24 protein-coding genes are annotated in these 25555 nt (G+C 61.2%); 11 read left to right on the top strand and 13 right to left on the bottom strand.

Going from position 1 to position 25555, the window contains the following annotated elements:
* Positions 1-18 precede the first annotated feature (18 nt).
* From FFV09_RS09385 to FFV09_RS09360, 7 genes are all read left to right on the top strand, one after another.
* Positions 19-831: a carbohydrate ABC transporter permease gene (locus tag FFV09_RS09385; RefSeq protein WP_141447589.1), complete on the top strand. Its 813-nt coding sequence runs from the start codon at positions 19-21 to the stop codon at positions 829-831.
* Positions 832-876: 45 nt separating this feature from the next.
* On the top strand, positions 877-2709 hold the full coding sequence (locus FFV09_RS09380) for a glycoside hydrolase family 2 protein (protein ID WP_141447588.1): 1833 nt from the start codon (positions 877-879) through the stop codon (positions 2707-2709).
* Positions 2710-3013: 304 nt separating this feature from the next.
* Positions 3014-3199 (top strand): hypothetical protein, encoded by a 186-nt coding sequence (locus FFV09_RS09375; protein WP_141447587.1) that lies wholly within the window; start codon positions 3014-3016, stop codon positions 3197-3199.
* A 12-nt stretch (positions 3200-3211) separates the two neighbouring features.
* Positions 3212-3382, top strand: coding sequence for a hypothetical protein (locus FFV09_RS23720; protein ID WP_170314981.1), 171 nt, complete (start codon positions 3212-3214; stop codon positions 3380-3382).
* A 191-nt stretch (positions 3383-3573) separates the two neighbouring features.
* A complete protein-coding gene (locus FFV09_RS09370) occupies positions 3574-3855 on the top strand; it encodes an HU family DNA-binding protein (RefSeq protein ID WP_141447586.1) in 282 nt (93 codons plus the stop codon).
* 237 nt (positions 3856-4092) lie between these two features.
* Positions 4093-5226, top strand: coding sequence for an alpha/beta fold hydrolase (locus FFV09_RS09365; protein ID WP_141447585.1), 1134 nt, complete (start codon positions 4093-4095; stop codon positions 5224-5226).
* A 107-nt stretch (positions 5227-5333) separates the two neighbouring features.
* Positions 5334-6209, top strand: coding sequence for an SDR family oxidoreductase (locus FFV09_RS09360; RefSeq protein ID WP_141447584.1), 876 nt, complete (start codon positions 5334-5336; stop codon positions 6207-6209).
* A 559-nt stretch (positions 6210-6768) separates the two neighbouring features.
* Here FFV09_RS09360 and FFV09_RS09355 read toward each other — a convergent pair.
* The 10 genes from FFV09_RS09355 to desA form a co-directional block, all read right to left on the bottom strand.
* Positions 6769-7569, bottom strand: coding sequence for an ABC transporter ATP-binding protein (locus FFV09_RS09355; RefSeq protein ID WP_246098514.1), 801 nt, complete (start codon positions 7567-7569; stop codon positions 6769-6771).
* Positions 7566-8363 (bottom strand): ABC transporter ATP-binding protein, encoded by a 798-nt coding sequence (locus FFV09_RS09350; RefSeq protein ID WP_141447583.1) that lies wholly within the window; start codon positions 8361-8363, stop codon positions 7566-7568. The genes FFV09_RS09355 and FFV09_RS09350 overlap by 4 nt, the downstream gene beginning before the upstream one ends.
* Positions 8360-9223 carry a nickel transporter permease gene (gene nikC, locus FFV09_RS09345; RefSeq protein ID WP_425472287.1) on the bottom strand — a complete coding sequence of 288 codons (864 nt, stop codon included), beginning with the start codon at positions 9221-9223 and terminating at the stop codon, positions 8360-8362. Before nikC ends, FFV09_RS09350 begins: the two co-directional genes overlap by 4 nt.
* Positions 9220-10167 (bottom strand): nickel ABC transporter permease, encoded by a 948-nt coding sequence (nikB, locus tag FFV09_RS09340; RefSeq protein ID WP_141447582.1) that lies wholly within the window; start codon positions 10165-10167, stop codon positions 9220-9222. The genes nikC and nikB overlap by 4 nt, the downstream gene beginning before the upstream one ends.
* A complete protein-coding gene (gene nikA, locus FFV09_RS09335) occupies positions 10167-11717 on the bottom strand; it encodes a nickel ABC transporter substrate-binding protein (protein WP_141450411.1) in 1551 nt (516 codons plus the stop codon). Before nikA ends, nikB begins: the two co-directional genes overlap by 1 nt.
* 338 nt (positions 11718-12055) lie before the next feature.
* Positions 12056-12487, bottom strand: coding sequence for a DoxX family protein (locus FFV09_RS09330; protein ID WP_246098513.1), 432 nt, complete (start codon positions 12485-12487; stop codon positions 12056-12058).
* Between the two features lie 141 nt (positions 12488-12628).
* Entirely contained in the window at positions 12629-13387 is a 759-nt protein-coding gene (gene rluF, locus FFV09_RS09325) for a 23S rRNA pseudouridine(2604) synthase RluF (RefSeq protein WP_141447581.1), read from the bottom strand.
* An 82-nt stretch (positions 13388-13469) separates the two neighbouring features.
* A complete protein-coding gene (locus FFV09_RS09320) occupies positions 13470-14072 on the bottom strand; it encodes a response regulator transcription factor (RefSeq protein ID WP_141447580.1) in 603 nt (200 codons plus the stop codon).
* Positions 14073-14076: 4 nt separating this feature from the next.
* On the bottom strand, positions 14077-15306 hold the full coding sequence (locus FFV09_RS09315) for a sensor histidine kinase (protein WP_141450409.1): 1230 nt from the start codon (positions 15304-15306) through the stop codon (positions 14077-14079).
* Positions 15307-15584: 278 nt separating this feature from the next.
* Positions 15585-16658 (bottom strand): Delta(5) desaturase DesA, encoded by a 1074-nt coding sequence (gene desA, locus FFV09_RS09310; protein WP_141447579.1) that lies wholly within the window; start codon positions 16656-16658, stop codon positions 15585-15587.
* Positions 16659-16915: 257 nt separating this feature from the next.
* Here desA and FFV09_RS09305 point away from each other — a divergent pair, with 257 nt between their 5' ends.
* From FFV09_RS09305 to FFV09_RS09295, 3 genes are all read left to right on the top strand, one after another.
* Positions 16916-17917: an ABC transporter substrate-binding protein gene (locus FFV09_RS09305; RefSeq protein ID WP_141447578.1), complete on the top strand. Its 1002-nt coding sequence runs from the start codon at positions 16916-16918 to the stop codon at positions 17915-17917.
* A 153-nt stretch (positions 17918-18070) separates the two neighbouring features.
* Positions 18071-19102 (top strand): ABC transporter ATP-binding protein, encoded by a 1032-nt coding sequence (locus FFV09_RS09300; RefSeq protein ID WP_141447577.1) that lies wholly within the window; start codon positions 18071-18073, stop codon positions 19100-19102.
* Positions 19099-19848 (top strand): ABC transporter permease, encoded by a 750-nt coding sequence (locus FFV09_RS09295; RefSeq protein WP_141447576.1) that lies wholly within the window; start codon positions 19099-19101, stop codon positions 19846-19848. Before FFV09_RS09300 ends, FFV09_RS09295 begins: the two co-directional genes overlap by 4 nt.
* A 290-nt stretch (positions 19849-20138) precedes the next feature.
* Here FFV09_RS09295 and FFV09_RS09290 read toward each other — a convergent pair whose 3' ends face one another.
* Positions 20139-21122 carry an AraC family transcriptional regulator gene (locus FFV09_RS09290; protein WP_170314980.1) on the bottom strand — a complete coding sequence of 328 codons (984 nt, stop codon included), beginning with the start codon at positions 21120-21122 and terminating at the stop codon, positions 20139-20141.
* 95 nt (positions 21123-21217) lie between these two features.
* Here FFV09_RS09290 and FFV09_RS23715 point away from each other — a divergent pair, with 95 nt between their 5' ends.
* On the top strand, positions 21218-21364 hold the full coding sequence (locus FFV09_RS23715) for a hypothetical protein (RefSeq protein WP_170314979.1): 147 nt from the start codon (positions 21218-21220) through the stop codon (positions 21362-21364).
* Between the two features lie 2 nt (positions 21365-21366).
* Here FFV09_RS23715 and FFV09_RS09285 read toward each other — a convergent pair whose 3' ends face one another.
* Together FFV09_RS09285 and FFV09_RS09280 are read right to left on the bottom strand one after the other, a co-directional pair.
* The gene (locus FFV09_RS09285) at positions 21367-23289 is read right to left on the bottom strand and encodes an S-layer homology domain-containing protein (RefSeq protein WP_141447575.1); all 1923 of its coding nucleotides are present in this window, start codon (positions 23287-23289) and stop codon (positions 21367-21369) included.
* A gap of 77 nt (positions 23290-23366) precedes the next feature.
* Positions 23367-25418, bottom strand: coding sequence for a YheC/YheD family protein (locus FFV09_RS09280; protein ID WP_141447574.1), 2052 nt, complete (start codon positions 25416-25418; stop codon positions 23367-23369).
* Positions 25419-25555: the final 137 nt, after the last annotated feature.

Genomic DNA, 25555 nt, shown 5'->3' with positions numbered 1-25555 from the left:
CACAAGGAGGAGTGCACGATGCTCGATCGAATCTACCCTTATGTCGTACGGATCGCGGCCGTTCTGCTGGCCCTCATGTTTCTGACGCCGATCCTCTGGATGCTGTCGCTCTCGCTGACGCCCGAAGGAGGCAGCCTGTTCGCCGGAGGCTTCAACGTCTCGTTCGACAACTACGCCACCGTGCTGAACCGGGCTCCGATCTTCGGTTGGATGGGCAACAGCCTGGTTGTGTCGTCGATCACGACGGCACTCGTGCTGCTGCTTGCGTCGATGGCCGCCTATTCGTTTTCCCGTATTCGGTTTCCCGGCAGCAAAGTGCTGTTCATCCTGTTCCTGTCGGCGATGATGATTCCGGGCGAAGCGACGCTGATCCCGCTGTACCTGCTGATGCGCGACGCCGGCCTGCTCGGTACGCGCGTATCGCTGATCCTGCCGGCGATCGCGGGTCCGATGGGCATCTTCATCATGAAGCAGTTTTTTGACGGACTGCCCAAAGACCTGGAAGAAGCGGCGCGCATCGACGGAGCCGGCTTCTTCAAAATCTGGTATCGCATCTTCCTGCCGCTGTCGCGTCCCGCGCTTGCCGCGCTCGGCATTTTCACCTTTATCGGCGCCTGGAACGACTACGTCTGGCCGCTGATCTCCATTTCGGACAAAGCGTACATGACGATCACGCTCGGCCTGCCGATGTTCCAGAGTTCGTACAACCAGGAATACGCGCTGCCGATGACCGCCAATGCGCTCGCCGCCATTCCGGTGCTGATCGTGTTCCTTATTTTCCAGAAACAGATCATCAAAGGCATCGCGTTCACCGGCGGCAAAGAAATGTAACGAATCGTTCGGCCACACCCATTTTCCGATCATCAAGGAGGACTTATGCCTACGCCATCTTCTGAACCTTCATCCCTGCAAAAAAATACCGCGCTGCCCCGTCCCGAATATCCCCGTCCGCAGTTCGAGCGCGCGCAGTGGCTCAATCTGAACGGGGAATGGGACTTCGCGTTCGACGACGACCGCCGGGGCGACCGCGAACGCTGGTACGAATCCGGCCGCGGAGCGTTCGAACGCCGGATCAACGTCCCGTTCGCTTTTCAAAGCAAGCTCAGCGGCATCGGCGACCCCGGCTTCCATGATCTCGTCTGGTACCGCCGCGCGTTCGACGTGCCCGAGGAGTGGGCCGGCCGCCGGATCGTCCTCAATATCGGCGCGTGCGATTATGCGTCCACCGTCTGGGTCAACGGCCGCTGGGCGGCTTCGCACGAAGGCGGCCATACGCCTTTTGGCGCGGACATTACCGACCTGCTGAACGCGGAAGGCGGCAACACGCTCGTCTTGCGGGCCGAAGATTTCAGCCGCGACGTGACGCTGCCCCGGGGCAAGCAGTTCTGGCAGGAAGGCTCGCAGAGCATCTTCTACACCCGGACGACCGGAATCTGGCAGACCGTCTGGCTGGAACCGATGCATGAAGCGCGACTGGAAAAAGTAAAGCTGACGCCTGACATCGATCGCGGCGAAGTACGGATGCGCCTATTCTTTTCCCGGGAGACCTTTTCGCGGGAGACGAGTTCCGTGACCGAAGCCGCCGAGCCGGTTACGGCCGTCGTACGGATTTCTTTTGCCGGGCAGCCGGTTGCCGAACAGTCTTTCCCTGTGCGCAATGCCGAAGAATCGCGGGCGATCGGGCTGAACGATTTCAACGATCACGGCCTCGGCCGCTGGTGGACGCCGGAGCAGCCGAATCTGTACGACGTCACGTTCGAACTGGTGCGCGGCGGGCAGACGATCGATGCGGTAAGCAGCTATTTCGGCATGCGCAAAATTTCGATCGAGAACGGACGGCTGAGCCTGAACAACCGCCCGACCTATATGCGCCTCGTGCTGGATCAGGGTTATTTCCCGGACGGCGTGTTGACGGCACCGACGGACGAAGATTTTGTGCGGGACATCCGCCTGACCAAAGAAATGGGCTTCGACGGCGTACGCAAGCATCAGAAGATGGAAGATCCGCGTTTCCTGCACTGGTGCGATCGGATGGGCCTGCTCGTTTGGGGCGAAGCGGCGAATGCTTACGCGTATTCGGAGGAATACGTGCGCCGGTTTACCCGCGAATGGCAGGAAGCGGTCGACCGCGACTACAACCATCCGTGCATCGTCGTCTGGGTGCCGATGAACGAAAGCTGGGGCATTCCGAACGTGCAGGTCGACATACGCCAGCAGCAGCACGGCCAGACGCTGTACTATCTGACGAAGTCGCTCGACGAGACGCGTCCGGTCATCTACAACGACGGCTGGGAGATGATGACGACCGATATCGCGGCGATCCACGATTACGAATGGCGCGAGCCCGTGCTGACCGAGCGCTACGCGACCGCGGAGCGGGCGACGCAGGCCATGCCGGCCAACCGGCGCATCTTCGTCGGCGGCAGCCGGTACGAAGGCCAGCCGATTCTCGTGACCGAGTTCGGCGGCATCGCCTACCGCAAAAGCGAGCAGGAAGGCTGGGGCTATTCCGGCGCGGACAGCGACGAAGACTTCCTGGCGCGCCTCGGCGCCGTCATCCGCCCGCTGACCGTTTCCGGCGTGGTGCAGGGCTTCTGCTACACGCAGCTGACCGACGTCGAGCAGGAGATCAACGGGCTCGTGACCTACCACCGGGTGCCGAAAGTGCCGGTGGAGGACATCCGCAGAGTCGTACGGGGCGAAGAGTAGGCGGAGAGATTGCAGAGCGCCGGATTCGACAAGGAAAAGCCGGGCAACCCCGTTGGGGGTTGCCCGGCTTTTTGGCGTTTGCACAGAAAGCTTCTAATTGTAGACAAGTACACCCCATGGAGACACTGTTCTCTCCGCTTACGTACGAAAACCTTCCGACACAAAACGTTCATGGCCCAAAGCTGTTTTTGAGGCGCGGACCCTATCCGGCAGGTGTTTCTCGGAGGTATAATGTAAGCGTAAACAAAAAACGAATCCACCCCCGGATTTCTATCCGTTTCATCATCCAAGGAGGATGGCCAACATGGCAGCGGCATTGAAAGAATTCAAAAATTGGGTCACCGGCCTGCGTCACCCGGATCATGTACTTGGCGACGACGACTATCGCCGACTGGAATTTTCGGTCGAGCGCCACTTGCATACGCCGGAAGTTCGCAGTCCGATCACGTATCAGGAAGAAGCCCGGATCAAAATGGTTCAGTATCATTAGAAGATCGGATTGATGGAGCGGAGATCGGAGCGTCCCGCTGCTTTATTTTCCGGTCAAGTCTTCGCCACTCCGCTCATCCATGACTTCCCGACTCCGCCGATCTGGCATTCGCACAAGGGCGCAAACCTTGCCGCGGAAGCCGGATTTTTTATTGCGGTTTTCGGTGAAAAAGAAGGGGCATGATTCCGCAATCGCATAGCCGCATCATAAACAGGACTCCGATCGGAGCCTTTTCTTTTTTTGAACGGTGCGGAGATCCGGAAAGTTGGGGGAGCCGTCTGCGGAATATTTTTCCGGGGCGTCTCCTATGCTACAATGAGAACGTTCCAACCCAAAAGCTTGACCACAATGCGAGAAGCGGAAGGATGACGAAAATGAGCGAACAACCTATCAACGAGAGCGAAATGATCGCCTATATTGCGGACAAAACAGGAGTCGGCGAAGCGGGCATCAAATACGTGCTGAAGCACGAGCAGGACTTTATCGCAGCCGCGGCCAAAAAGCCGGGCGACACGATCGAACTGGACGGCGACGAACTGGTCGATTACGTCATGGCGCGTAAAGACGTCAAGCTCAACGAGCTGGAAGTCGAAAACGTGCTGGATGCCGAGATGGCCTACCTGATCGACAAAGGGCTGGCGGGTTACGAAGACTGAGTTTTCGACAGCTGCCGCGATCGGCACGGCGTTCGATGCCCGGCGCGGCGGCAGACGGAAAACTTTCGGCCCGGGCGCAGGGGATGCAAGCCGCGCAGGCGTCGATGAAGTGACGAAAATGTGGAAAAGGCGCGTTTTCGCGAGGGAATTTGCAGACAGTACGCGACAAGCGGGCGAATCGGCAAAATCCCGCGCAGAAAGCGCGCCTTTTCGTTATTAGGAAGGAGACTCACGCCCATGGAACCGGAAGACCGAATAAAAAGGCGGGCGGCGATGGAGCAGCTCGTCTCCGAGGCGGATGCCCATCTGCCCGAGGCGCCGACAGGGCCAGACGGCCCGAACGGGCCTACCGGACCGGAAGAGAGGCCGAAGAAGAAAAAGCGGGGTACGCTGCGCAAGCTCGCGATCACGTTCAACTGGATCTTGATCGCCTTACTGCTTCTTGTGCTGGCAGGCTTCGTGTACCAATGGCTCGGCGAGCGCGAAGACCGGCAGGCGTTCGTCCCTCCGGGACAGATGGTGGAAGTGGACGGACACCGGATGCACGTGTACACGGAGGAAAAAGCGGGCAAAAGCGCAAACGAAGCGACGGTGGTGCTGATCGCGGGGTGGGGGACGCCGAATCCGTACGCGAACTTCTCCCCGCTGTATGACGGCCTGCGCGGCAAAGCGCAGTTCGCGGTCGTGGAGCGGTTCGGGTACGGCTACAGCGACGTGACGGATGACGATCGGGACGTCGACCGGATCGCGGAAGAACTGCACGAAGCGCTGGAAGCCGCCGACGTGCCGCCGCCTTACGTGCTGGCGCCCCATTCGCTCGGCGTGCTGGAGTCGATCCGGTTCGCGCAGCTGTATCCGGGCGAAGTCAAAGGGCTGGTGCTGATCGACACCGGCTCGCCGGAGTTTTACGAGACGTTCCGATCGCGCGCGTTCCAGTCCCGGCTTCAGCGGATCGCGATCAAGTCCGGCGCCGTGCGGGCGCTGTATCACGTGCCCGGTTTTGCGGAAAAGGTAGCGGCGGGACGCAACGGGCTCAAGCTGCTGTCGCCGGACATGAAAGAGCGCGACCGCCTCGCCACGCTGCTCGTGGCGAACAACGAGAACGTCACGGACGAGATGCAGGAGATGCACGCGAACGCCCGCAAAGTGGTGCAGGGCAAAGAGCGGCTGGACATCCCGATGATCATTCTCGCGGCCGACCATCTGGGCGAGATCAGCGAAGAACGCATGGATACGCAGCGGCAGTTCGGCGAATCCTGGTCGACCGAATCGGAAGTCCGCGTCGTGCAGGGCAGCGGTCATTCGATGCCGGCGTATCAGCCGCAGGCGATCGTCGACGCGCTGCTCGAAAGCGTGGAGAAGACCCGTTAAGCGAGAAAAGAAATCGGTACGGTTGACAACGATTCGTTCCTGAAACTATAATGGTTACAATTGATGGATTCATTCATCCCACCTCATTTTTGAAGGAGCGAATACAAATGGGCAAAATTATCGTAACCGGAGCTTCCGGTCATCTGGGAACGGCGGCAATCCGCCATCTGATCAATCTCGGCACACCGGCGGGAGACATCGTCGGAATCGTGCGCGACAAGGCCAAAGCATCGGAGATCGCGCAGCTCGGCGTCGAGCTTCGCCACGGCGACTATGACGATGCTTCTACGCTGCCCGCGGCGTTCGAAGGCGGCGAGAAGCTGCTGTTCGTCTCCGCCTCGTCGATGGACAACACGCTGCGCATTCGCCAGCATGCCGCGGTCGTCGAAGCGGCGCGCAACGCCGGCGTTCAGCATATCGCCTATACGGGCATTGCTTTCCCCGAGCAGATGACGACAGGTCTGGAGAACGTGCATTTGGCGACGGAATATATGCTCCGCACGACAGGCATCGCGTACACGTTCCTGCGCAACGGGTTCTACGTCGACCTGCTCGTGAACGAAGGCACCCCGCATGTAGCGGCCGCAGGTTCGGTCATCTCCGCGGCGCCGACCGGCAAGATGAACTACGTGACCCGCGACAATCTGGCCCGCGCCGCAGCCGTCGTGCTGACGGGCGAAGGCCACGCCAACCGCATCTACGAGCTGACTTCGCCGCAGCCGTTCTCGTACGACGAATACGCCGCCGTGCTGGCCGAAGTCTCCGGCAAGCCGGTTGCCCACAAGGCGCTGCCGGCTCCCGAAGCCGTAACCGCGCTGGCCTCCGCCGGCGTACCGGAAGAAGCCGGCGGCTTCCTCGTATACGTGGTTGACGCCGCGATCGAGAAGGGCGAATTCGCTTCCGCTTCGACCGACCTGACCGACCTGATCGGAGACGCGTACACGCCGCTGAAGAGCGCGGTGGAAGCGGTGTTTAAGGGCTGATCGGGGCAAATCTTCGATCGGAAGCGCGCAGGCCCGGGCGACCGCGCTGCATGGCATGAAGAGCAGCGGCATGAACGCAAGCGGTGTACATGCAAGCAGTGAGCCTGCAAGCGATACGTCTACTGAAAAGCCCGGCATGGGAATCATGCCGGGCTTTTTTGTGCGAGAACGGCGGAAAGGAAAACGGTGCACTGCATGAACTGCATCTTCATGTACGCTAACGAACCGAGAGAACGCTATTAAGCTATTTTCGGGCTTTTTCCGATTTTAACGAATCGACATAACGCTATATGCGATCTGAAGCGTGTTTTTGCGGAAAATAGACGGAATAGCGATATGACGATTCGTTAGTTTTGCGAAACATGCGAAACTGGTTGTTTAGCGTGATAAGGATTCGTTAGCGCCGGTCGAAGCCGGTATAGACCGCCGCAGTAGCAGCATCGGCGCGGACGCGAATGTCCGCCGCAGCCGGCCTACGCGGCTCCAATGCGCCACCCGGGCAAGCGCATGGTACGCAAAAAGCCGCCTCCGGTATCTTTCCCGGAGGCGGCTTCGACGTTCAGAAAATCGAAATCAGTTCTTTCGTATACAAATGGCGGTCTTCCGCGAACAACTCGTTCGCTGCGAAGCGGTCGATGATCTCGCCGCCCCGCATGACCATGACGCGCTGGCTCATCCGGTGCACGGCGGCAAGGTCGTGCGAGATGAACAGGTACGACAGGCCGAGCGACGTGCGCAGGCCGTCCAGCAGATCCAGGACGGCGCCCTGCGAGATGACGTCGAGGCTGGCCGTCGGCTCGTCGAGCACGACGACGTCCGGCTCGATGCCGATCGCCCGCGCGATCGTGACGCGCTGGCGCTGTCCGCCGCTCAGCTCGTGCGGATAGCGGCCGGCGAGTTCGGCCGGAAGCTCGACGGCTTCGAGCAGCCGGCGGATATAGGCGTCGCGCGACGTGTACGCGAAGTGCGTGAGCTTCGCGCCCTGGCCGAGCTGCTGATACGGATCGAGCAGCGAATCCGCGATCCGCAGTTTGGGATTCAGCGCGGCCGTCGGGTTCTGGAACACGATCTGGATCTTGCGGCGATGCGGCCGCAGCCTGCGGCCGTTCAGGCGGGCGATCTCGTGCCCGCCGAGCCGGATCGAGCCGCGATCGGCGTCTTCGATCCGCATGAGGCAGCGGGCCAGCGTGCTTTTGCCGCAGCCGCTCTCGCCGACCAGGCCCAGGCATTCGCCGCGGTCGAGGGCGAAGCCGACGTCCTGCACGGCCGGACGCTCCGCGCCGGCATACGTGCGGGTAAGCCCGTCCACGCTCAGGACGGGCACGGCGCTTGAAGAGGGAGGCAGCAGCGGTTGGATCAAGTCGGTTCCTCCTCGAGTCCCGAATTCAGCGAGCGGCTCAGGATGGGAGCGGCCGCGATCAGCTGGCGGGTATAATCGTGCTGCGGATGGTCGAGAATGCGGTGCTTGCCGCCGGATTCGACGATCCGGCCTTCCTTCATGACGGACAAGCGGTTCGCGTAGCGGCGGACATGCCGCCAGTCGTGCGTAATGAACAAGATGGCGCAGCCGGTCTCCGCCTGTTTGCGCGCCAGCAGTTCCAGCACCCGGTGGCCCGACACGCTGTCGAGCGCGGTCGTCACTTCGTCGGCGATCAGCAGGCGCGGCGACAGCATCAGCGCGGTCGCGATCGAAGCCCGCTGCAGCTGTCCGCCGCTCAGTTGGAACGGATAGCGGCGCAGCAGCTTGGCGTCGAGCCCGACGGATTCCAGCGCTTCGGCCGCTTTGGAGCGGCGGACGGCGGCGGATTTTTCCCCGTGGACTTTCTGGTATTCGTCGAAGTGCGCGCCGATACTGCGAAACGGGGTGAACGCGCCCTGATAGTCCTGAAAAATATACGAGATGCGGCTGCCCCTCAGGGCGCGCATCTCTTTCGGCTTGCGGTCGAGCAGATTGCTTCCGTCGAACATCATCCGTCCCGACGCGTGCAAATTGGGCGGCAGCAGCTGCCCGATCGCCTGCGACAGCAGGCTTTTTCCGCTGCCGCTCTGTCCGACCAGCGCCATGAATTCGCCTTCGCGCACGGCAAGCGACACCTTGTCGACAAGCGTGCGATCCCGACCGGCGATACTCAATTCCTCGATGGAGAGAATCACGGCTGCACCTCCTTTTTCACGTCGAACCGGTCTCGCAGGTAGTCGCCCAGCATGTTCGCGATCAGCACGACCGAGACGATGGCGAGGCCCGGGTACACCATCAGTTCGGGACGCGACTGGAAGTACGGCCGCGAATCGTTCAGCATGGCGCCCCACTCCGGCGTCGGCGGCTGCGCGCCCAGGCCGATATAGGACAGCGACGAGATCAGCAGGATGATTTTGCCGATATCGAGACTGGCCAGCACGAGCACATGCCCCGCGATATGCGGCAGCAGATGCTTGGTCATGATGCGCGCGTCCGACAGGCCGTTCGTGCGGGCGATCCGGATATAGTCTTTTTGCGATTCGGCCAGAACGGTGCTGCGAACGAGCCGGGCATAGTTGACCCATTTGACGATGACGATCGCAAGTACCAGATTACTGATGCCCGCGCCGAGCAGGCCGCTCAGCACAATGGCGACGATCGTATCGGGAAAAGCGAGAAAGCCGTCGGCGATCCGCATGAACAACCGGTCGACCCAGCCGCGTCGGTAGCCGGCGATCAGGCCGAACGGAATACCGATCACGAGTGCGGCGCCCAGCGCGAGCAGGCTGTAGCCGATCGTCTGTCCGCCGCCGAGCAGCAGCCGCGTGAGCACGTCGCGGCCCAGATGGTCGGTGCCGAGCGGGTGCGACGCGCTTGCGCCGTGCAGGCGCCCGCGCAGGTCGGTCAGCGTCGGATCGTGCTTCAGGTACAGAAACGTATAGGCGGAGGCGGCCAGGACGAGCAGCACGAACAAGGCGCCGGCGATTGCCTGCCAGCCGTGCTTTTTCGACTTCGGTGCGCCGGATAAGCGCAGGGAGACCGGTTTGGGCATCATCGGTGGGCCTCCTTTTCCTTGAGTTTCATCTCGGGATTCAAATACCGGTACGACAGGTCGACCGCCGTATTCACGACGAAGACGACGACGGCCATGATCAGGATATAGCCCTGGATCAACGGATAATCGCGCTGGCGAATCGCGTCGACGACGAGTTTGCCGATGCCCGGATAGGCGAACAGCACTTCGATCACGACGACGCCGCCGATCAGGCTGCCGAGGCTGACGCCGAACACGGTGATGACCGGAGGCAGGCTGTGGCGCAGCGCATGCAGCCAGAAGATACGCCCTTCGGACAATCCGCGCGCCCGCGCGGAACGGACGAACTCCTGGCTCAGCGAGTCGAGCAGGCTGGAGCGCAGCAGACGCACGTAGACGCTGGAGATTGCAAGCCCCAGCGTCAGAGAAGGCAGAATGAGCGAAGCGAAGCCGCCGCGTCCCATCGTCGGCAGGCTGCCGAAGCGGACGCCCAGCAGGTCAATCAGGATCAGGCCGAGCCAGAAGCTGGGCACCGCCGCGCCGACGATCGACAGCATGCGGCTGAACGTATCGATCCAGCGTCCGCGGTACACCGCCGAGAGCGAGCCGAGCGGCACCGCCACGAGCAGCATGACCAGCAGCGCGCCGAGCGTCAGTTCCGCCGTCGCCGGCAGCGCCTTGAGCAGTGTCTGCATGACCGGCTGGCCGGTGGAATACGAAGTGCCGAAGTCCAGCCGGACAAAATCGAGCAGCCACTTGCCGAACTGGATCGGCAGCGGGTCGTTGAAGCCCATCTCTTCGCGCATGTCGTCCACCTGTTCCTGGCTGACGGACAGCTCGTCCACGTTCAGGATCGTCAGGACCGGATCGCCGGGCGCAAGGCGGATAAACAGGAAGCTGACGAACATGATGAACAGCAGGAACAGAAAAACTTCGAGAAACTTGCGGACCAAAAGGCGAAACATTACATCACGTCCAGCTTATTCGTGATCATGTAGTATTCGCTGCGCGTCGTGATCCAGTTTTTGACCTTGCTGCCGTTATAGGCCACGATCGTGCCCGGGTGCAGGACGAACGAATTGAGCACGTTGTCGTGCACGTAGTTTGCGGCCCGCTCGGCGAGTTCGGCGCGCTTCTCGGGAGCGACGGTCAGGTTCAGTTCGTCGATGATCGCGGTCAATTCCGGATCTTCCGAACCGCTGAAGTTCAGCGCGCCCGTCGGATGGTACGTCGCGTTCAGGTAGTAGCCGGCGTCGCCGCGCGGGGCGGTCAGGTTGCTGTACGTCGCCAGGTCCCAGTCGCGGTTCGAAGCCATATATTCTTCCGGCGTATCGATCTGGCGGATCTCCACGTCGATGCCGATCTGCTTGGCGTCGGATTGGAACACCTGCGCGATCAGCGGCAGGTCGGCGCGGGCCGAGTAGGTCAGCAGCGTGAGCGCAAGCGGCTTGCCGTCCTTGGCCATGACGCCGTTCTCAAGCTTGTAGCCGGCCGCTTGAAGATGCTTCACGGCCGCTTCGGAGCCCGTATCGGACGCCGTGTTGTCGTATTTCGGCGCGAACGGCAGCGAAGGCAGGAACGGGCCGATCGCGGGTTCGCCGTAACCGAGCAGAATCGTGTCCACGATGCCCTGACGGTCGATCAGCGCGTCCATCGCTTTGCGCACGTTGAGGTCCTTCATGCTGTCTCGCTCCATGTTCATCGTCATCTGGTGCACGCGGAACGTCGACGTCGATTCGACTTTCGTGCCGGCAATCGCTTTGAGCGAATCGAGGCTTTCGACTTCCGGACGATACACGATATCGACCTGGCCGGATTTGAGCGCGAGCGACCTGGCGTTGGCGTCTTCGTTGAACGAGAACGTGATCGAGTCGAGCGGCGAGACGCCGTCCCAGTAGCCGTCGTAACGGCTCAGTTCAAGCTTGCTGCCCGGGGTAAACGTATCCAGCGCGAACGGACCCGTGCCGATCGGTTTGTTGACGATGTCCGGCTCGCTCACGTCGATGATCGCGGTGTTCGGGTTGACCAGTTCGGACGCGAATTCGGGAAACGGCTGGGTTGTCGTAATGGCGAGCTTGTCGCCGTCGGCTTCGATCGATTCGATCTTCAGCGCGTTCTGGATCGCGACGTTTTCTTCCAGCGCGCGTTCCAGCGAAGCTTTGACGGAATCGCCGGTCATCGGCTTGCCGTTCTGGAATTTGACGTCGTCGCGCAGGTCGATCGTCCAGTGTTGGCCGTCTTTGCTGTCCCAGCTCTCGGCGAGCCACGGAGCGACGGTCAGGTTGTCTTCGTCGAGCCGCACGAGCGTTTCCGTGATGCCCGCGCGCAGCGGCACGTAGCTAGAATCGACGTGCGGATCGAGCGAGCTCGTGGCGAAGTTGTAGAGGAAGTGGACGTTTTTGTCGGTCGAAGCCTGGGCCGCGTTCGGCGCGGACGCAGTCGATTCGGACGAAGAGCCGCAGGCGCTGAGCAGGCCGGCGCCCAAAGCGAGGGATAACAGAGCGGAGAACCGCATTTTTGTATTCAACAGGAAAACCTTCTTTCTGATTTCTCGGGTCTGATTTATCTATTTCGTAATAATTATGATTAACACGACGAAGTCCATCTTATCGTAACGATTACGTTTTGACAAGCTATGTCATAGCGTACATAGTTGTCTGGTCAAGAAACACCCAGTTCACAGACAATAAAGAGAAAATAAAGGGAAGGTACAGGAAAAATAAAGAGAAGCTGCGGGAAAGAAGCAGAGAGGAAGCACAGAAATATAGAAACGCGAAAAACCCCTCCGGCAGGAGGGGCAGACTGCATCTATGGAAAAAGCGAAGGTTCGGTCAAACCCCGTTCGCTTGAATGTTAGGACAAGGCCGCAGCTTCGGCCGCTTCCTCGCGCGCTTCCCGGTCGGCCAGCAGGCTGTCGATGCCGAATCCCGGTTCTCTGGAAGCGGCGAAGTAAGCGGCCAGCGCCATCAGCGCGAGATCCAGTTCGTAACCCGACGATCCGCCCGCGCCGAGCAGGCCCGCCGGAAGCTTGACCGTGACGATGGCGCCGATCATGACGACGATAAAGGCGGCGGCCGACGCCCGTGTCAGCAGCCCGAGAATCATCATCGTGCCGCAGACCAACTCCAGCATGGCGATCATGTAGGCGAGAAAACCGGGCAGGCCCACGCTTGCGAACCAGTCCGCCGTATTGCCGATGCCTCCGCTCAATTTCGAAATGCCGTGCGCCAAAAAGATCGTTCCCAATAAAAGCCGCATCGCCGTTGCCGTCCATTTCATCGTCATCGTCAGTTGCTCCTCGCAAGTTTCTATGTAAATTAAAGTTGTTTACTAATCATAATATAATCGGTTTACTAAAGTTCGTCAATTACTTTTTGTAATATAAAAAAGCGAACCTCAAGGGCTCGCTTTGAACGGACAAACAGACTACGTATTGCGCGGCGTGTAATCCAGATCCTTGAACAGCCGGTCCAGCTCTTTGGGCGTCAGGTCGCGCCATTTGCCGGTCGGCAGACTGTTCAGGTAGATGTTCATGATCCGCGTGCGCTTGAGCGCGCGGACGTTGTAGTCGAGCGCTTCGCACATGCGGCGGATCTGGCGGTTGAGGCCCTGGGTCAGCGTGATCTGGAACACGAATTTGGACAGCTGCTCCACTTCGCACGGCAGCGTCTTCGTATCGAGAATCTCGACGCCCGACGCCATTTTCCGGATAAACTCAGGGGTGAGGGGACGATCGACCGTGACGATGTATTCTTTCTCGTGCCGGTTCTCCGCTCTCAGAATCTGGTTGACGATGTCGCCGTCGTTCGTGAGCAGGATCAGGCCTTCGGAGTCTTTGTCGAGCCGGCCGACGTGGAAGATCCGCTGCGAATGGCCGATAAAATCGACGATGTTGCCTTTGACGCTGCGCTCGGTCGTGCTGGTGATGCCGACCGGTTTGTTGAGCGCGATATAGACGTTTTCCTGCGCCGCTTTTTCTTTGATCCGTTTGCCGCCGACCCGCACGTCGTCGCCCGGTTCCACCTGGCTGCCCAGGTCGGCCGGCGCGCCGTTGATCGTCACTTTGCCTTCGGCGATAATTTTGTCCGCTCCGCGTCTCGACGTGAAGCCGGACTCGGCGATATATTTGTTAATCCGCAATGTGTACGCACACCTTTCTCGTTGAAAAAATTCTCTGTTTACCATAGCGCAAAAGGGGAGGGGTTGTACAGACGTTCCGAACTTTATGCGTGAAGACGATTTGGGAAAAGAACGCAAAAAAGCCGGTTCACTTGAACCAGCCTTTCTCCTTGAAGCGCGTAATCGCTTCGATCCGGTTGCCGACGCCGAGCTTGTCGAGGATGACCGAGACGTAGTTGCGCACCGTGCCGTTCGTCAGCGACAGCTCGCTTGCGATCTCTTTCGTGTTTTTGCCTTCCGAGATGAGCAGCAGCACTTCCTTCTCCCGTTCGGTCAGCGGATTCTCTTCGGCAAAAGGCGCGTCGTCGACCAGTTCCGGCGCATAGATGCGCCGGCCGGACATGACGCTGCGGATCGCTTCGGCCAGATCCTCGCTCGGGCTGTCCTTGAGCAGGTAGCCGTGCGCGCCGGCCTTGATCGCCCGTTCGAAGTAGCCGGAACGCGCGAACGTCGTCAGGATCAGCACGCGGCAGCCGGAGCCTTTGAGCTCCTCGGCCGCTTCGAGTCCCGTTTTCTTCGGCATCTCGATGTCCATGACGCAGATGTCCGGCTTGTGCAGCCGAACGAGGCGCACCAGTTCCTCGCCGTCGCCCGCGCGGCCGACCACTTCCATGTCTTCTTCCAGATCGAGCAGCGAAGCCAGCGCCCCGAGCAGCATGCGCTGGTCTTCCGCGATAACGATTCTGATCATCGTCTTACCCCTCCTTGTCGATCGCCCGTCCGACGGCGGGCGGAGATGCTTCCGGCGCAAGGCTTTCCGGCTCCGGCTCCTGCTGCGCCAGCACGTTCGGGATACGCATCGTGAGCGTCGTTCCCTTCTCGCCCGGCAGCGCCGCCGCGATCTCCAGGCGGCCGTTCACGAATTCGAGGCGTTCGCGCATGCCGCGCAGCCCGCTGCCGCGCGAACGGCTGCCCTGCCGGTCGCCGCGCTTTTGCCCGTCGCCCTGGCCGAGCCCGCTGCCGTTATCGGACACGCGCACGATCAGTTCCGCCGGCAGCGGCTCGATCTCGATCGAACAGGCGCTTGCGCCGCTGTGCTTGACGATATTCGTCACCGCTTCCTTGAGGCACATGCTGACGACGTTCTCGTTCAGCAGCGACGTACGCGTCTCGGCCGGATCGCCGATCAGCGTGAACTCGATCTCGGCTGCCTTGAGAATCTGCCGCAGCCGGTGCACTTCGTCTTCGACGTGGGTGCCGCGCATCTGCGTAACGAGCTCCCGCAGTTCCTTCAGCACGACGCGAGCGGTCTGCTGCACGTCGCGGATTTCGTTCTCCGCGCGCTGCGGGTCTTTGCTCACGAGCCGGGCGGCGAGGTCGCTTTTGAGTCCGATCAGCGCCAGGTTCTGCCCGAGCGTATCGTGCAGATCCCGCGCGATCCGCTGCCGTTCTTCCATGACGACCAGTTCCGAGATGCGTTTGTTCGCATGTTCGAGCTGGCCTTCGAGCCGTTCGCTGCGGTTGCGGTTGTACGTCGTGACCGGCAGCAGGATGACCGCGATCACGGTCAGGGCGACGAACGGCCACTGGCTGACCATCAGCGGATTCAGATGCACGTAACCGACGTAGACGGAAGCGAGCGCGGCGGCCAGCTGAACCCAGTACAAGGTGAAAAAGCCGCTTTTGCTGCGAATATTCCCGACGAAATAAGCGAGGAACACCGCAAAATACATATAACCGAACATCAGCGTCATCGACACCGAGAATACGATCTGCATGACGGTCCAGAAATAGAGCAGGCGGCCTTTGGAAGCGAACGCCAGCAGGTAGCAGACGAAGAATCCGATGACCATGCAGATGCCGGTGACGACATGGAACGGGGTCGAAGAGCGGAAGATGAAATAGAACGGCAGGATATAGAAAACGACCCATACGTACGGATTGAGGCCGGTGCTGCGCTGGAAGATTTGGTACCACTTCTGCATGATCGACTGCCCCCTATAAAGCGATGCCGGCGGCACGACCGCCGCGGGTCTGCGCACGACCTGATTTTTTGTGATCATTATAACCCGGGGCCCCCTTTTTTCCCAAACCGACCCCGTCGCGGGCTGCGCGCGGAATCGGTCGTAATGGCGAAATCGCCGACTCAAGCGGCTTTTTCGTTCTGTTTTCGGCAAAGCAAAGACCCCGGAATGCGGAATGCCGGGGTCGGATGATTGGATCCGTGAAGCTATCCCTGATCGATCAAGCGGCGTACAATCGATCAATCGTGGGGAAGAGCCGTCTTTTTGTTCAGTTCGCGGGATACGGTCTGGACCGCGTTTTTCGGAAGTCCGCTGCGAACTTTCCGGCTGTAGCCGGTGAACGTTTTGGTTTCTTCGTCCCACAGGCGGAACTTGAGCGATTGCAGGCTGGTTTTCAGCGTGATCGTCGTCGCTTTTTGCAGCGGAATCGACGAATCATGCGCTTTTTCCAGATTGTAGTTCGGCACTTTCGGACTCAGGTGATGCACGTGGTGGAAGCCGATGTTGCCGGTAATCCACTGAAGCGGCTTAGGCAGTTTGTAGTACGAGCTGCCTTCGACGGCCGCGTTCACGTAGTTCCATTCTTCTTCGTGTTCGAAGTACGAATCTTCGAATTGATGCTGCACGTAGAACAACCAGATGCCGAGCATGCCGGAGAAGAAGAAGACCGGACCTTGCACGAGCAGGAAGGCCTGCCAGCCCATTGCCCATACCAGACCCGCGTACAGCAGCACGATCAGGATCGTCGTCAGGTGCGTGTTGCGGCGTTCCAGAGCTTTGGCGCCTTTGCGGTTGAAGCGGCCTTGAATCAGGAAGACGAAGATCGGTCCGATTCCGAACATGACGAGCGGGTTGCGGTAGAACCGGTAAGCCAGGCGCGTCCAGAAGGAAGCTTGTTCATACTCCTCGGTCGTCAGCAGCCACATGTCGCCTTCGCCGCGCTTGTCGAGGTTGCTGCTTGTCGCATGGTGCATCGTATGGCTGTATTTCCATTTGCGGTACGGCATGATCGTAATGACGCCGGTGATCGTGCCGACGATGTCATTGGCTTTTTTGTTTTTGAAAAAAGAACCGTGCGTGCAGTCGTGGAAAATGATGAACGTCCGGATCACGAAGCCGGAAGCGACGAGCAGGAGCGGAAGGGCCAGCCAATAAGAGATCGACATGGCCAGATAACCTCCGACCCAGAACAGGATGAGCGGGATAATCGTATTCAACAGCTGAAAAACGCTGGCTTTGGTATCTGCTTTTTCGTATGGTTTCATGTGCTGCTTGAGTTCCGTAATTGGATTGTGGGCACGGGACGCGGTCATGAATGACTCCCCTTTCGCGGACGTTCCTTGGAACGCCTCTCTTGTACCCAAGTATAACGGGGATCGAAGCGTTGCCACAGTCATAAATGTCAGATGACACAGATGACAAATGTCATATTGCCGCCGTATTTATCTCAATTTTTGAATATACAAAATGCGCGGAGAAGAGTAGAATGAGGACGTCCGGCATACATTGTGAATTAATTAACAATGTAGAGCCGAAAAGAGACGCATACCAGGAACAGGGGTTGGGGAAAATGGGGAACGAGCATGTGCACGGAAAAAAAGGTCGCGCGAAAGGCCGGGCGGGACTGCTGCTGCTTGCGGCCGCGATCGGCGCGGCGCTGGCCGGCTGCGGCGCTTCGCCCGGCGATGGCGCGGCCGGAGCGGCCGCCGCGGGGAAGCCGGCCGCAGAGACGATCACGCTGGGACTGCTGCCGTCGATCGACGCTATTCCTTTTATCGTGGCGCACGAGCAGGGCTTCGATGCCGAGAACGGGGTGACGCTCGATATTCGCACGTTCAAAAGCGCCAAAGACCGCGACGTCGCTTTTCAGGCGGGGCAGGTCGAAGGGCTCAGCGCCGATCTGGTCGCGATCTCGATCTATAACGAAGCGGGCCAGGACGTGAAAATCACGAGCACGACGTTCGGCGAATTCGATCTGCTGACCGGGAACGCGGACATCCGCAGCGTATCGGACCTCAAAGGCAAAACGGTCATTCTGTCCAAAAACACGTTGACCGAATACACGATGGCGATGATGCTCAAGCAGGCCGGACTGACGGAAGCCGACATTACCATTACCGAAGTGCCGCAGATCCCGACGCGCCTTGAGCTGCTCAAGAACGGCAAAGCCGACGCGGCGGTACTGCCGCAGCCGTTCGTGACGATGGGCACGGCAGCGGGGCTCGAAGTGCTGGGCTCGACGCATACGGCGAAGATCAATCCGTTCGTGCTCGCTTTCCCGCAGCGCGTCATCGACGACAAGGCCGACGCGATTCGCGGCATGTACGCCGCGTACGACCAGGCGGTGGATTACATGCACGGCCGCGAGCAATCCGACTACCTCGATCTCATTATCGAAAAGGTCGGGTATCCGGAGACGCTCAAAGAACAGATCGACGTACCGGATTACGGGCCGGCCGTTCAGGCCGATCCGGCGCAGGTGGATTCCGCCCTGGATTGGGCACGGGACAAAGGGCTGCTGACGCGGGACCTTCAAGCCGCGGACGTCATGTCGGACGTGCGGTTCAAATAGAAGGCCGGATGAGGGGAAGAGGTAGCAGGGCGCCCACGTCCGGGCAGGCAGGCAGACATTCCCCGATCCCCGGTTTCGATGCTCTATATGGAAGGAACATGATGGAAAGCACGCGAACAGGACCGGGGCGACCCACCAGGAGGAGGGAAGAAGATGGAAGACGAACAGGCGCTTGGCGGATATAGCCGCCAAGCGGAAGATCCCGCGGCCGGCAGGCATGCGGCCGGAAGCGAACCGGGCCGCAAAGCGTTCGATCGGGAGAAGCGTTCGCCCCGATCGAATGCGCCTGCGGCTGACGCTTTGGGCGGCGGAGGCTTCGCCGCGCGGGGGCTGCGCGTCGACTACGGCGGCGTGCCGGTCCTCGGTCCGCTCGACCTGGATCTGCCGGAGCCCGGCATCTATACCGTACTGGGCTTATCGGGCAGCGGCAAATCGACGCTGCTGCGGGCGGCCGCGGGACTGCTGCCGGGCTTCGGCGGCCGTCTCGCCCTGGGCAGCCGCCCGCTCGGCGGCGGGCGCGCGGCCGGCGCCGCCGGATCCGAAGGACCGGCGGTGCGCGTCGGCTTCGTGCCGCAGGACTATGGCCTGCTGCCGTGGCAGACGGCGCTCGCGAACGTCCGGACCGCGCTGCGCATCGCGCGTCCGGCGGAGCCTCGCGCGCAGCGCGAAGAGGCCGCGCTCCGCTGGCTCGGCCTCATGGGCCTGGGCGGCCTGGAACGCCGCTATCCGCGCGCGCTGAGCGGCGGGCAGCAGCAGCGCGTGGCGATCGCACGCGCCTTCGCGGTGCGGCCGGACCTGCTCCTGCTGGACGAGCCGTTCTCCGCGCTCGACGCGGCGACGCGCGAAGGGCTGCAGCGCCTGCTGCTTGGCAGCTGGCTCGCGCAGCCGTCGACGATGCTGTTCGTCACGCACGACGTGGAAGAAGCCGTCCTGCTCGGCCGGAAGATCGTGCTGCTGGCGGCAGCGAAGCGTCCGGCCCCGGCGTCTTCGGGCACCGCGGCCGGAACTTCCGGCGCCGCGCCCGCCAGCGTGTCCGCCGGCGCTTCGCCTGCCGGCGTGCGCGTGATCGACAACGAAGCGATCTGCTCGCTGCCGTTTGACAGCCGGCGCGACGATGACCGCTTCTATGCGCAGGTTCGCACGCTGCGCCGGATGTTGGGCGACGGGGCGGTGAGCGCCCCATGAACGGACGCCACGCGCAGCCGCTGCTGCGGCTGCTGGCCGTCTTCGCCGCGCTGCACGGGCTGTGGGCGCTGCTGTCCGCCTTGTTGAAGCGGGAGATGCTGCCGTCTCCCGCCGCCGTGTACCGCGCGCTGCTTGCGCTGGACGGAAGCGACATGGCGCTCCATGTCGGTACGAGTCTGGGCCGCGTCTTCGCCGGCCTCGCGCTTGCGCTGGCCGGCGGGCTGCTGCTCGGCCTGCTCATGGGCCGCTCGCCGCGCTGGAACCGGCTGCTCGATCCGGTCGTGTACCTGACGTATCCGATTCCGAAGATCGCGCTGCTGCCGGTGGCGATGCTGTTTCTCGGTCTCGGCGAAGCGTCGAAGATCGCCATGATCGTGCTTATTCTCGTTTTCCAGGTCATCATCTCCGTACGCGACGGGGTCAAAGCGATTCCGGCTGCCGCGTACGACGTGCTGACCACGCTCGGGGCCGGCCGCCTGGCGCGCTTCACGTACGTCACGCTGCCCGGCGCGTTGTCGCCGATTCTCAGCACGGTGCGGATCTCGCTTGGTACGGCTTTTTCCGTCCTGTTCTTCACGGAAATCTACGGCACGGAGCACGGCTTGGGCTACTTCATCATGGACGCCTGGCTGCGGCTGGATTACCCCGAAATGTATGCCGGCATCCTGCTGTTCAGCGCGGCCGGATTCGTCTTGTTCGCGCTGGTCGACCTGTTCGAGCGCCGCTTTATGAAGTGGCGCGACTGACAGGGGACCGGCGGATGCGCGTTCGGAACGGACGCGCATCCGCCGGGAATTTGAGGGCGAACTTCACGCCGTTCTCAGGACAATTCCGATTTTTCTTAGAAGGATTATAGTTAGATTTCATACTATAAGTGCTCATACAGTATGGAATCATGGAAAAAACCTTTTTATGATCGTTAATGCCTTTTTATCATCGGCAGCCCCATGACTTCAATCCTTATATTTCACCGTACATTCGAAGACCCCGAACGAAAGCGCAGGCCTCGCGGCCCGGCTTCCGTTCGGGGTCTTTTTCAAGCTTGCTCCGTTGTGTTCGACTCCGTTGTGTTCGACTCCGTTGTGTTCGACTCCGTTGTGTTCGACTCCGTTCTGTTCGGCTCCGTTCTGTCCGGTTTCGTTCCGTCCTTCCGCTTTCCGACCGGAATCCAGATCTCGCTGCGGTAATCCGGCGCGCTCTGGTCGCGCTGCTCGTTCCACAGCAGCTCCGGCCCTTCCGCCTGCCCATAGCCGGCAGAAGGGAACCACTCCGAATAGATGCGGCCCCATGTCTCCTGCAGCGCGTCCGGGAATTTGCCGACGGCTTCGAACACGGCCCAGCTCGAAGCTTCCACTTCCAGCGAAGCGAAGCCTTCCGGAACCGCGAGGGTGGTCGCGGCTCCGATGTAATGGTCGAGCCCGCCTTTTTCCTGCATCCGCTCTTCCGAGAACCGGGTCGAAGCGCTGACGAGGCCGCCGGGTTCGATATTCGATACTTTTTTCATCAGGCCGATTTTGTCCATGTCCAGACTGTGCCACATCGCGGCGATCTCCGGGTTCACGCCCGAGAACACGATCGGAACCCGCTTCATGATGCCGACGATGCGAAAAGCTTCTTTTTCCACGATACGAACTTTCATGCGCTCTCCTCCTTCAACGGTCAATCGGAAGGTCATGGGCAGATACGCCTGAAGCTTCGCGCCGCTGCGGCGCGCTTCGGACGGCGTCACGCCGTGCAGCTGCCGGAACGCCCGCGCAAACGAATCCGCCGAGTCGTATCCGTACTTGAGCGCGAGATCGACGATCTTCGCGCCGCCGCTTTGCAGCTCCCAGGCCGCCAGCGTCAGTCGTCTGCGCCGGACGTATTCGGTCAGCGTGACCCCGGCGAGAAACGAAAACATCCGCCTGAAATGGGTCTCCGAACACAAAGCGATCCGGGCAGCCGCCTTCAGGTCGATCTCGTCGCCGAGATGCTGTTCGATATAAGCCATCGCTTCGTTCATATTTTCCAGTAAGTTCACCGCATTCCCCTCCTTGATTTCAAGATACCGGATTTTGGCCGCCTCCGCCCGACCTTTCGGGTGCCGGTTTTGTCGGGCGCGGCGGCGGATGCGGCATGCGGCAAGTCCAAAAAAAAGAAGCGGGAGGCCCCGGGGCCTTCCGCTTCTTTTTTGCCGTTCTGATTGCGCGGCGCTGGCGCACCTCGCTGCTTGCAGGCGATTTTCCAATGGAGCTGCTCCAAAAATCGCTTCTTGCAAAATAATGTTATTTGCCGGCCGGATCGGCCAGTCCCGTGCTGCGCAGCAGGTTGACCAGCAGCGCGGCGGCTTCGCCGGCCGTTCCCTGGCGCTGCGCGGCGATGATCTGTCCTTTGTCGCCGCGGAACAGGCCCGCCGCGTACGCGGTCTCGACGTACGAATCGGCCCATTCGGAGACGTCGCCGGCATCGCCGAACGCGTTTTTCGCCGTGGTCGAAGCCGGGGCGAGGGCGTTCAGCTGCAGGTCGAACTGGCGGCTGGCGTTCACGAGGATCGCGATCATCTCTTCGCGGGTGATCGCTCCGTCGGACTGGACGCTGGCCGGCAGCCCTTCGTACAAGCCCGCGCTGCGCAGCGCGGCCAGCGACGAAGCGGCGTTCGTGCCGTACGACTCAAGGCCGAGCGCGCGTACCGTCATGCGGGCGAACGCTTCGCGGTCCAGCGGCGCGGCGACTTCGCGGCCTTCGAGAATGCCTTTGGTCGTCGACGCGCTGACCGCGCTATCGAACCATTTGCCGGAATCGGCCGGTTTGTCGTAACGAACGAGCAGGACCGGATTGCCGCCGGTCGTGTGCAGGATCGCCTGGCCGTCCTTGAACGTGACCGGAATCGGCACGTATTTACCGTCGACGAGCATGACGGCGCCGAGGCTTGCGAGGTCGGAACCGGCGGGAACAGGAATCGTCTGCTCGCCGTAGCGGCGGTCGTAGCCGTTAATGTCAGTCGATTTGGAGCCGCTGCTCGCGATCATGCGGAACGCGTACGCGTCGCCGACCGGCACGGCGCCGACCGCTTTGGTCCAGGCGCCCGGAGTCGTCGATACGGGCGTCTTCTCGATCTCGATCCGGATCGAGACTTGATCCGACGTCACGCCGAGGCGCTGCGCGGCTTCGGACAGGCGCAGGCGTTCGACCGGGAACGTGATGCCGACGTCGGCCGTGCTGACCGAGAGTTTATTCGCTTTGCTCGACAGCGGCGCAAGCGTGCTGCCGTCCAACAGGATCTGCATGGCGGTACCGCTGAGCTGCGGCAGGCGATAAGCGAGCGTCTCGCCGCGTGCCGCCTGCTCGGAAGCCTGGGAGATCCCTTGCGGAGTCAGCCGGAGTTCCGCGCGCGACGAGCCGTCCTCCGCCGTGGAACGGGTCAGGCTGGCCGAACGGGTCGTCAGGTTGCCGGCCGAGACGGCGAGCACCTGGATCGATTCTTCCGCGCCTGCGGCCGGGGTTGTCGGTGCGGTAGTCGGTGCAGTCGTCGGTGCGGTCGTCGGTGCCGGGACTTCGAACGTAGGCGCCGGTGCCGGAGCGGCAGGCGGAGTCTCGACCGGAGGCGGCGTTTCCGCTGGCGGAAGCGTGCCTTTCGGCGTAGCCGATACGAAGTTGGAGTAGCCTACGTTCGAATGGCTTTTGATCGCGAAGCGGAAATAATACGTTTTCCCGTTAACGAGGCCCGTGACGGTCAGCGACGTGTCCGTGAGGTTCGAAACGTTCGACGGGTTGACCGTTTCGTAATTCATGCCGTCGTCTCCCGAAATTTCCAGGCGGCCGTCTTCGAAGTTCCGGGGCTTGGTATAACGAAGCGTCGCCGATTGGTCGCCGGATTCGGCCGTCAGACTCTGCCAGGCGAGGTCGGCTTCGGGGATTTCGGTGCCCGGGCTGCCGCCGCCCGTGTCGCCGCCCGATTCGCCCAGCGCTTCGAACGGTTGGTCGGAGAGCGTGTCGTCCGCAGGTTCCGCGTAAGCGGCGCCGAGGCCGAGGTACTGGCTGAGATAGGCGAACGAATCGCCTTCGTAAGTTGCGGGCTCGGCGTGGGCCGCGACGGAGGAACCGCTCAACAGCTGAGCGGTCAGGCCGGTCGTGAGCACGGCGGAACGGAGCATGACCTTTGTTTTGTTTTTGCTTTTGCTGCGGGCTGCATTCTTCTTGTTGTTCATAAGGCACGCTCCTGATTATCGAATAGGATCTATGGATCTATGGATCTATGGATCTATGGATCTACGGATCTACGGATCTACGGACGTATCAGCCGCAGGCAGGAAGGCACCAGGATTTTGGACGCTTCCAGTTCGCGGCTGATGACTCCGACTTTGTTCATGTTGGCTTCGTACAGCCAGATCGAGCCGTCGCGTTCGATGCCGAGATCGAGCCCGATTTCCCACAGTTTGTGTTCCATCCGGTCTTCGAGCCGATCTGCGGCGGCAAGAGCGAAACGGCGGACGCGGGCGTCCATTTCTTCTTCGCGGCCCGGGAACTGGTACGGCAGGAACCAGCTCCATTGGGTGAAGGCCCGCAGGTTGGTATGGTGGTTGACGACTTTGTGGCGCTGCTGCGTGGAGATATACGGCATATGGCCGATAATGTGGAACCGGTCGTCGTCGCCCCGGATCAGATGGACGCGAATATGAAAAGGCAGTCCTTCCGGAGTCACGCTGTCGACGAATTTTTGCAGGACCATCTCTTTGCTTGCGGCCAATCCGCCGAGCAGCTCGGATAACCGGTCTTCGGGCAGCAGATGGCTGTACAGCGGATCGTCGACGCGATAATGCTCGCCTTCCCGCCGGACGACGATGATCGCGGAACCTTTCGTCCCGCCGCTCGGCTTGATCACGGTCTGGCCGTGGTCGTCGATAAACGATTTCGCTGCCGCGGCGGAATCGAGCGCAGCGTACGGAATGAGATGGGGAGCGACTTCGGGATCGCCCGAGAGCAGTTCGTAGGCTTTGAGCTTGCTGAAGCTGCCGGCCGGACGCGAATGCGTGTTGGGGATGCCTTCGAGCCTGAGGTAAGCCTGCTCCGAGCGCCGCAGCCCCCGTTCCTTGAGCCGGTCGTACACGACGTCGGGCAGGCGCCGGTACTGCGCCGTCCAGCGGCCGCGTTCAAACACTTGCGCTTTGAGCAGCGGGGAAGCGAACGCCGCGTCGACCGGACGGAACCAGAAGAAATCGGCATCGTGCGCGGCGCTGGCAAAAGCCATGGCGTCGTGCAGCCGCACTTCGTTGTCGCTTTCGGACACGAGCATGCCGAGCGTCTGCCGCGTGCGAATCTGCCCGCTCCGCACGGCGTGCATATGCCGGCAGAAGCCGAGCAGCCGCACCGCGCGCAGCTCTTCGTGGTCGCGCGTCTCGGGCGAAGCGTTGGCTTCGAGGAAAAAGATCTCGCCGCGCTCGCCGAGCAGCAGGTCGATCCCGAGTTCGTTGCACAAAAAAGGATACGGCCGATTGACGGCTTCCGCCAGCCGCAGCGCCGTCTGTTCCAGCTTGATCCGCAGCGCTCCGGCGTCTTCTCCGTGCAGGGATCGAAGCGTCTCTTCGAGATCCGGGCTCGTTCCGCCCGCTCCGAGATTGCTGACGAACGACCCGGGCCGGCCGACGCGCGGGTAGGTACGGGTCACGCGGAACTCGCCGTGCTCGTCGCGCTGGACGTGCACGCGGTAATCGATCGGTTCGCCCTGCGGCGTCAAGGTCGGCCGGCAGGCCTGGACCAGATGGCGCCGCGGGCCGGAGACGATTTGGCGCAGCCGTTTGTTCAGCGCGCTTGGGCCGAGCAGGCGCGAAGCGCCGCCGCTCTCGTCCAGCCGGTAGCGGTCCGCTTCGCGGCGCAGGCGCAGCAGGCCCTGACCGCGGCGCCCCGCGGCCGGCTTGATGACGACGTCGCCGTAGAGCGCCAGCATGTCCAGGGCGCGCTGCGCCGAGTCGAGCGGCTCCGTCGGCAGCAGAAGCTCGGCAAACTCCGCTTGAAGGGACGAAGCCACCGCCTCTTTGTCTCCGATCAGGTGAACGGCAAAAGGAACTTTTTGGCGCAGCGCTTTTTCCGCTTCGGGCCGCTTGGCGGCAAGCTCCGGAGCTTCGTTCAGCACGACGTCCGGATAAGGGGTCTCGCGCAGGTGGAATTGGTCGTGATGGGGGTGAAGCGCCTTGATCGTTTCCCTTTCGGGATCGATGCCGTCCAGGCCGAAGAAGCAGAGCGAGACGTTCTGGCGCTCCGCTTCCGCGAGCAGCGCGTCGATGCGCGCTCGTCCAATGGCCTCGAACGGGTCGGTACGATGATATACGCCGATTAACATGATGCCGGATATTCCTCCTGTTCGATCACGGGTTTCGTTCCAAGCGATTGGATGCACGGAATAAAAGTGAATAAAATTTACTATATATGTCGGCAGACAGAGGGTTTTTTTAAATAGGGATTTTTCCGACGTCCAAA

This window comes from Saccharibacillus brassicae (genome assembly GCF_006542275.1).
GTDB classification, from domain to species: Bacteria; Bacillota; Bacilli; order Paenibacillales; family Paenibacillaceae; genus Saccharibacillus; species Saccharibacillus brassicae.
Note: the sequence above shows the minus strand (reverse complement) of the source record. Positions and strands in the feature narration are given on the sequence as shown.

Coding starts and splice junctions, on each gene's coding strand:
- FFV09_RS09385 (WP_141447589.1), top strand. CDS start 19: ATGCTCGATCGAATCTACCCTTATGTCGTACGGATCGCGGCCGTTCTG.
- FFV09_RS09380 (WP_141447588.1), top strand. CDS start 877: ATGCCTACGCCATCTTCTGAACCTTCATCCCTGCAAAAAAATACCGCG.
- FFV09_RS09375 (WP_141447587.1), top strand. CDS start 3,014: ATGGCAGCGGCATTGAAAGAATTCAAAAATTGGGTCACCGGCCTGCGT.
- FFV09_RS23720 (WP_170314981.1), top strand. CDS start 3,212: ATGGAGCGGAGATCGGAGCGTCCCGCTGCTTTATTTTCCGGTCAAGTC.
- FFV09_RS09370 (WP_141447586.1), top strand. CDS start 3,574: ATGAGCGAACAACCTATCAACGAGAGCGAAATGATCGCCTATATTGCG.
- FFV09_RS09365 (WP_141447585.1), top strand. CDS start 4,093: ATGGAACCGGAAGACCGAATAAAAAGGCGGGCGGCGATGGAGCAGCTC.
- FFV09_RS09360 (WP_141447584.1), top strand. CDS start 5,334: ATGGGCAAAATTATCGTAACCGGAGCTTCCGGTCATCTGGGAACGGCG.
- nikC (WP_425472287.1), bottom strand. CDS start 9,223: ATGATGCCCAAACCGGTCTCCCTGCGCTTATCCGGCGCACCGAAGTCG.
- nikB (WP_141447582.1), bottom strand. CDS start 10,167: ATGTTTCGCCTTTTGGTCCGCAAGTTTCTCGAAGTTTTTCTGTTCCTG.
- nikA (WP_141450411.1), bottom strand. CDS start 11,717: ATGCGGTTCTCCGCTCTGTTATCCCTCGCTTTGGGCGCCGGCCTGCTC.
- FFV09_RS09330 (WP_246098513.1), bottom strand. CDS start 12,487: ATGACGATGAAATGGACGGCAACGGCGATGCGGCTTTTATTGGGAACG.
- rluF (WP_141447581.1), bottom strand. CDS start 13,387: ATGGTAAACAGAGAATTTTTTCAACGAGAAAGGTGTGCGTACACATTG.
- FFV09_RS09320 (WP_141447580.1), bottom strand. CDS start 14,072: ATGATCAGAATCGTTATCGCGGAAGACCAGCGCATGCTGCTCGGGGCG.
- FFV09_RS09315 (WP_141450409.1), bottom strand. CDS start 15,306: ATGCAGAAGTGGTACCAAATCTTCCAGCGCAGCACCGGCCTCAATCCG.
- desA (WP_141447579.1), bottom strand. CDS start 16,658: ATGACCGCGTCCCGTGCCCACAATCCAATTACGGAACTCAAGCAGCAC.
- FFV09_RS09305 (WP_141447578.1), top strand. CDS start 16,916: ATGGGGAACGAGCATGTGCACGGAAAAAAAGGTCGCGCGAAAGGCCGG.
- FFV09_RS09300 (WP_141447577.1), top strand. CDS start 18,071: ATGGAAGACGAACAGGCGCTTGGCGGATATAGCCGCCAAGCGGAAGAT.
- FFV09_RS09295 (WP_141447576.1), top strand. CDS start 19,099: ATGAACGGACGCCACGCGCAGCCGCTGCTGCGGCTGCTGGCCGTCTTC.
- FFV09_RS23715 (WP_170314979.1), top strand. CDS start 21,218: ATGCGGCAAGTCCAAAAAAAAGAAGCGGGAGGCCCCGGGGCCTTCCGC.
- FFV09_RS09285 (WP_141447575.1), bottom strand. CDS start 23,289: ATGAACAACAAGAAGAATGCAGCCCGCAGCAAAAGCAAAAACAAAACA.
- FFV09_RS09280 (WP_141447574.1), bottom strand. CDS start 25,418: ATGTTAATCGGCGTATATCATCGTACCGACCCGTTCGAGGCCATTGGA.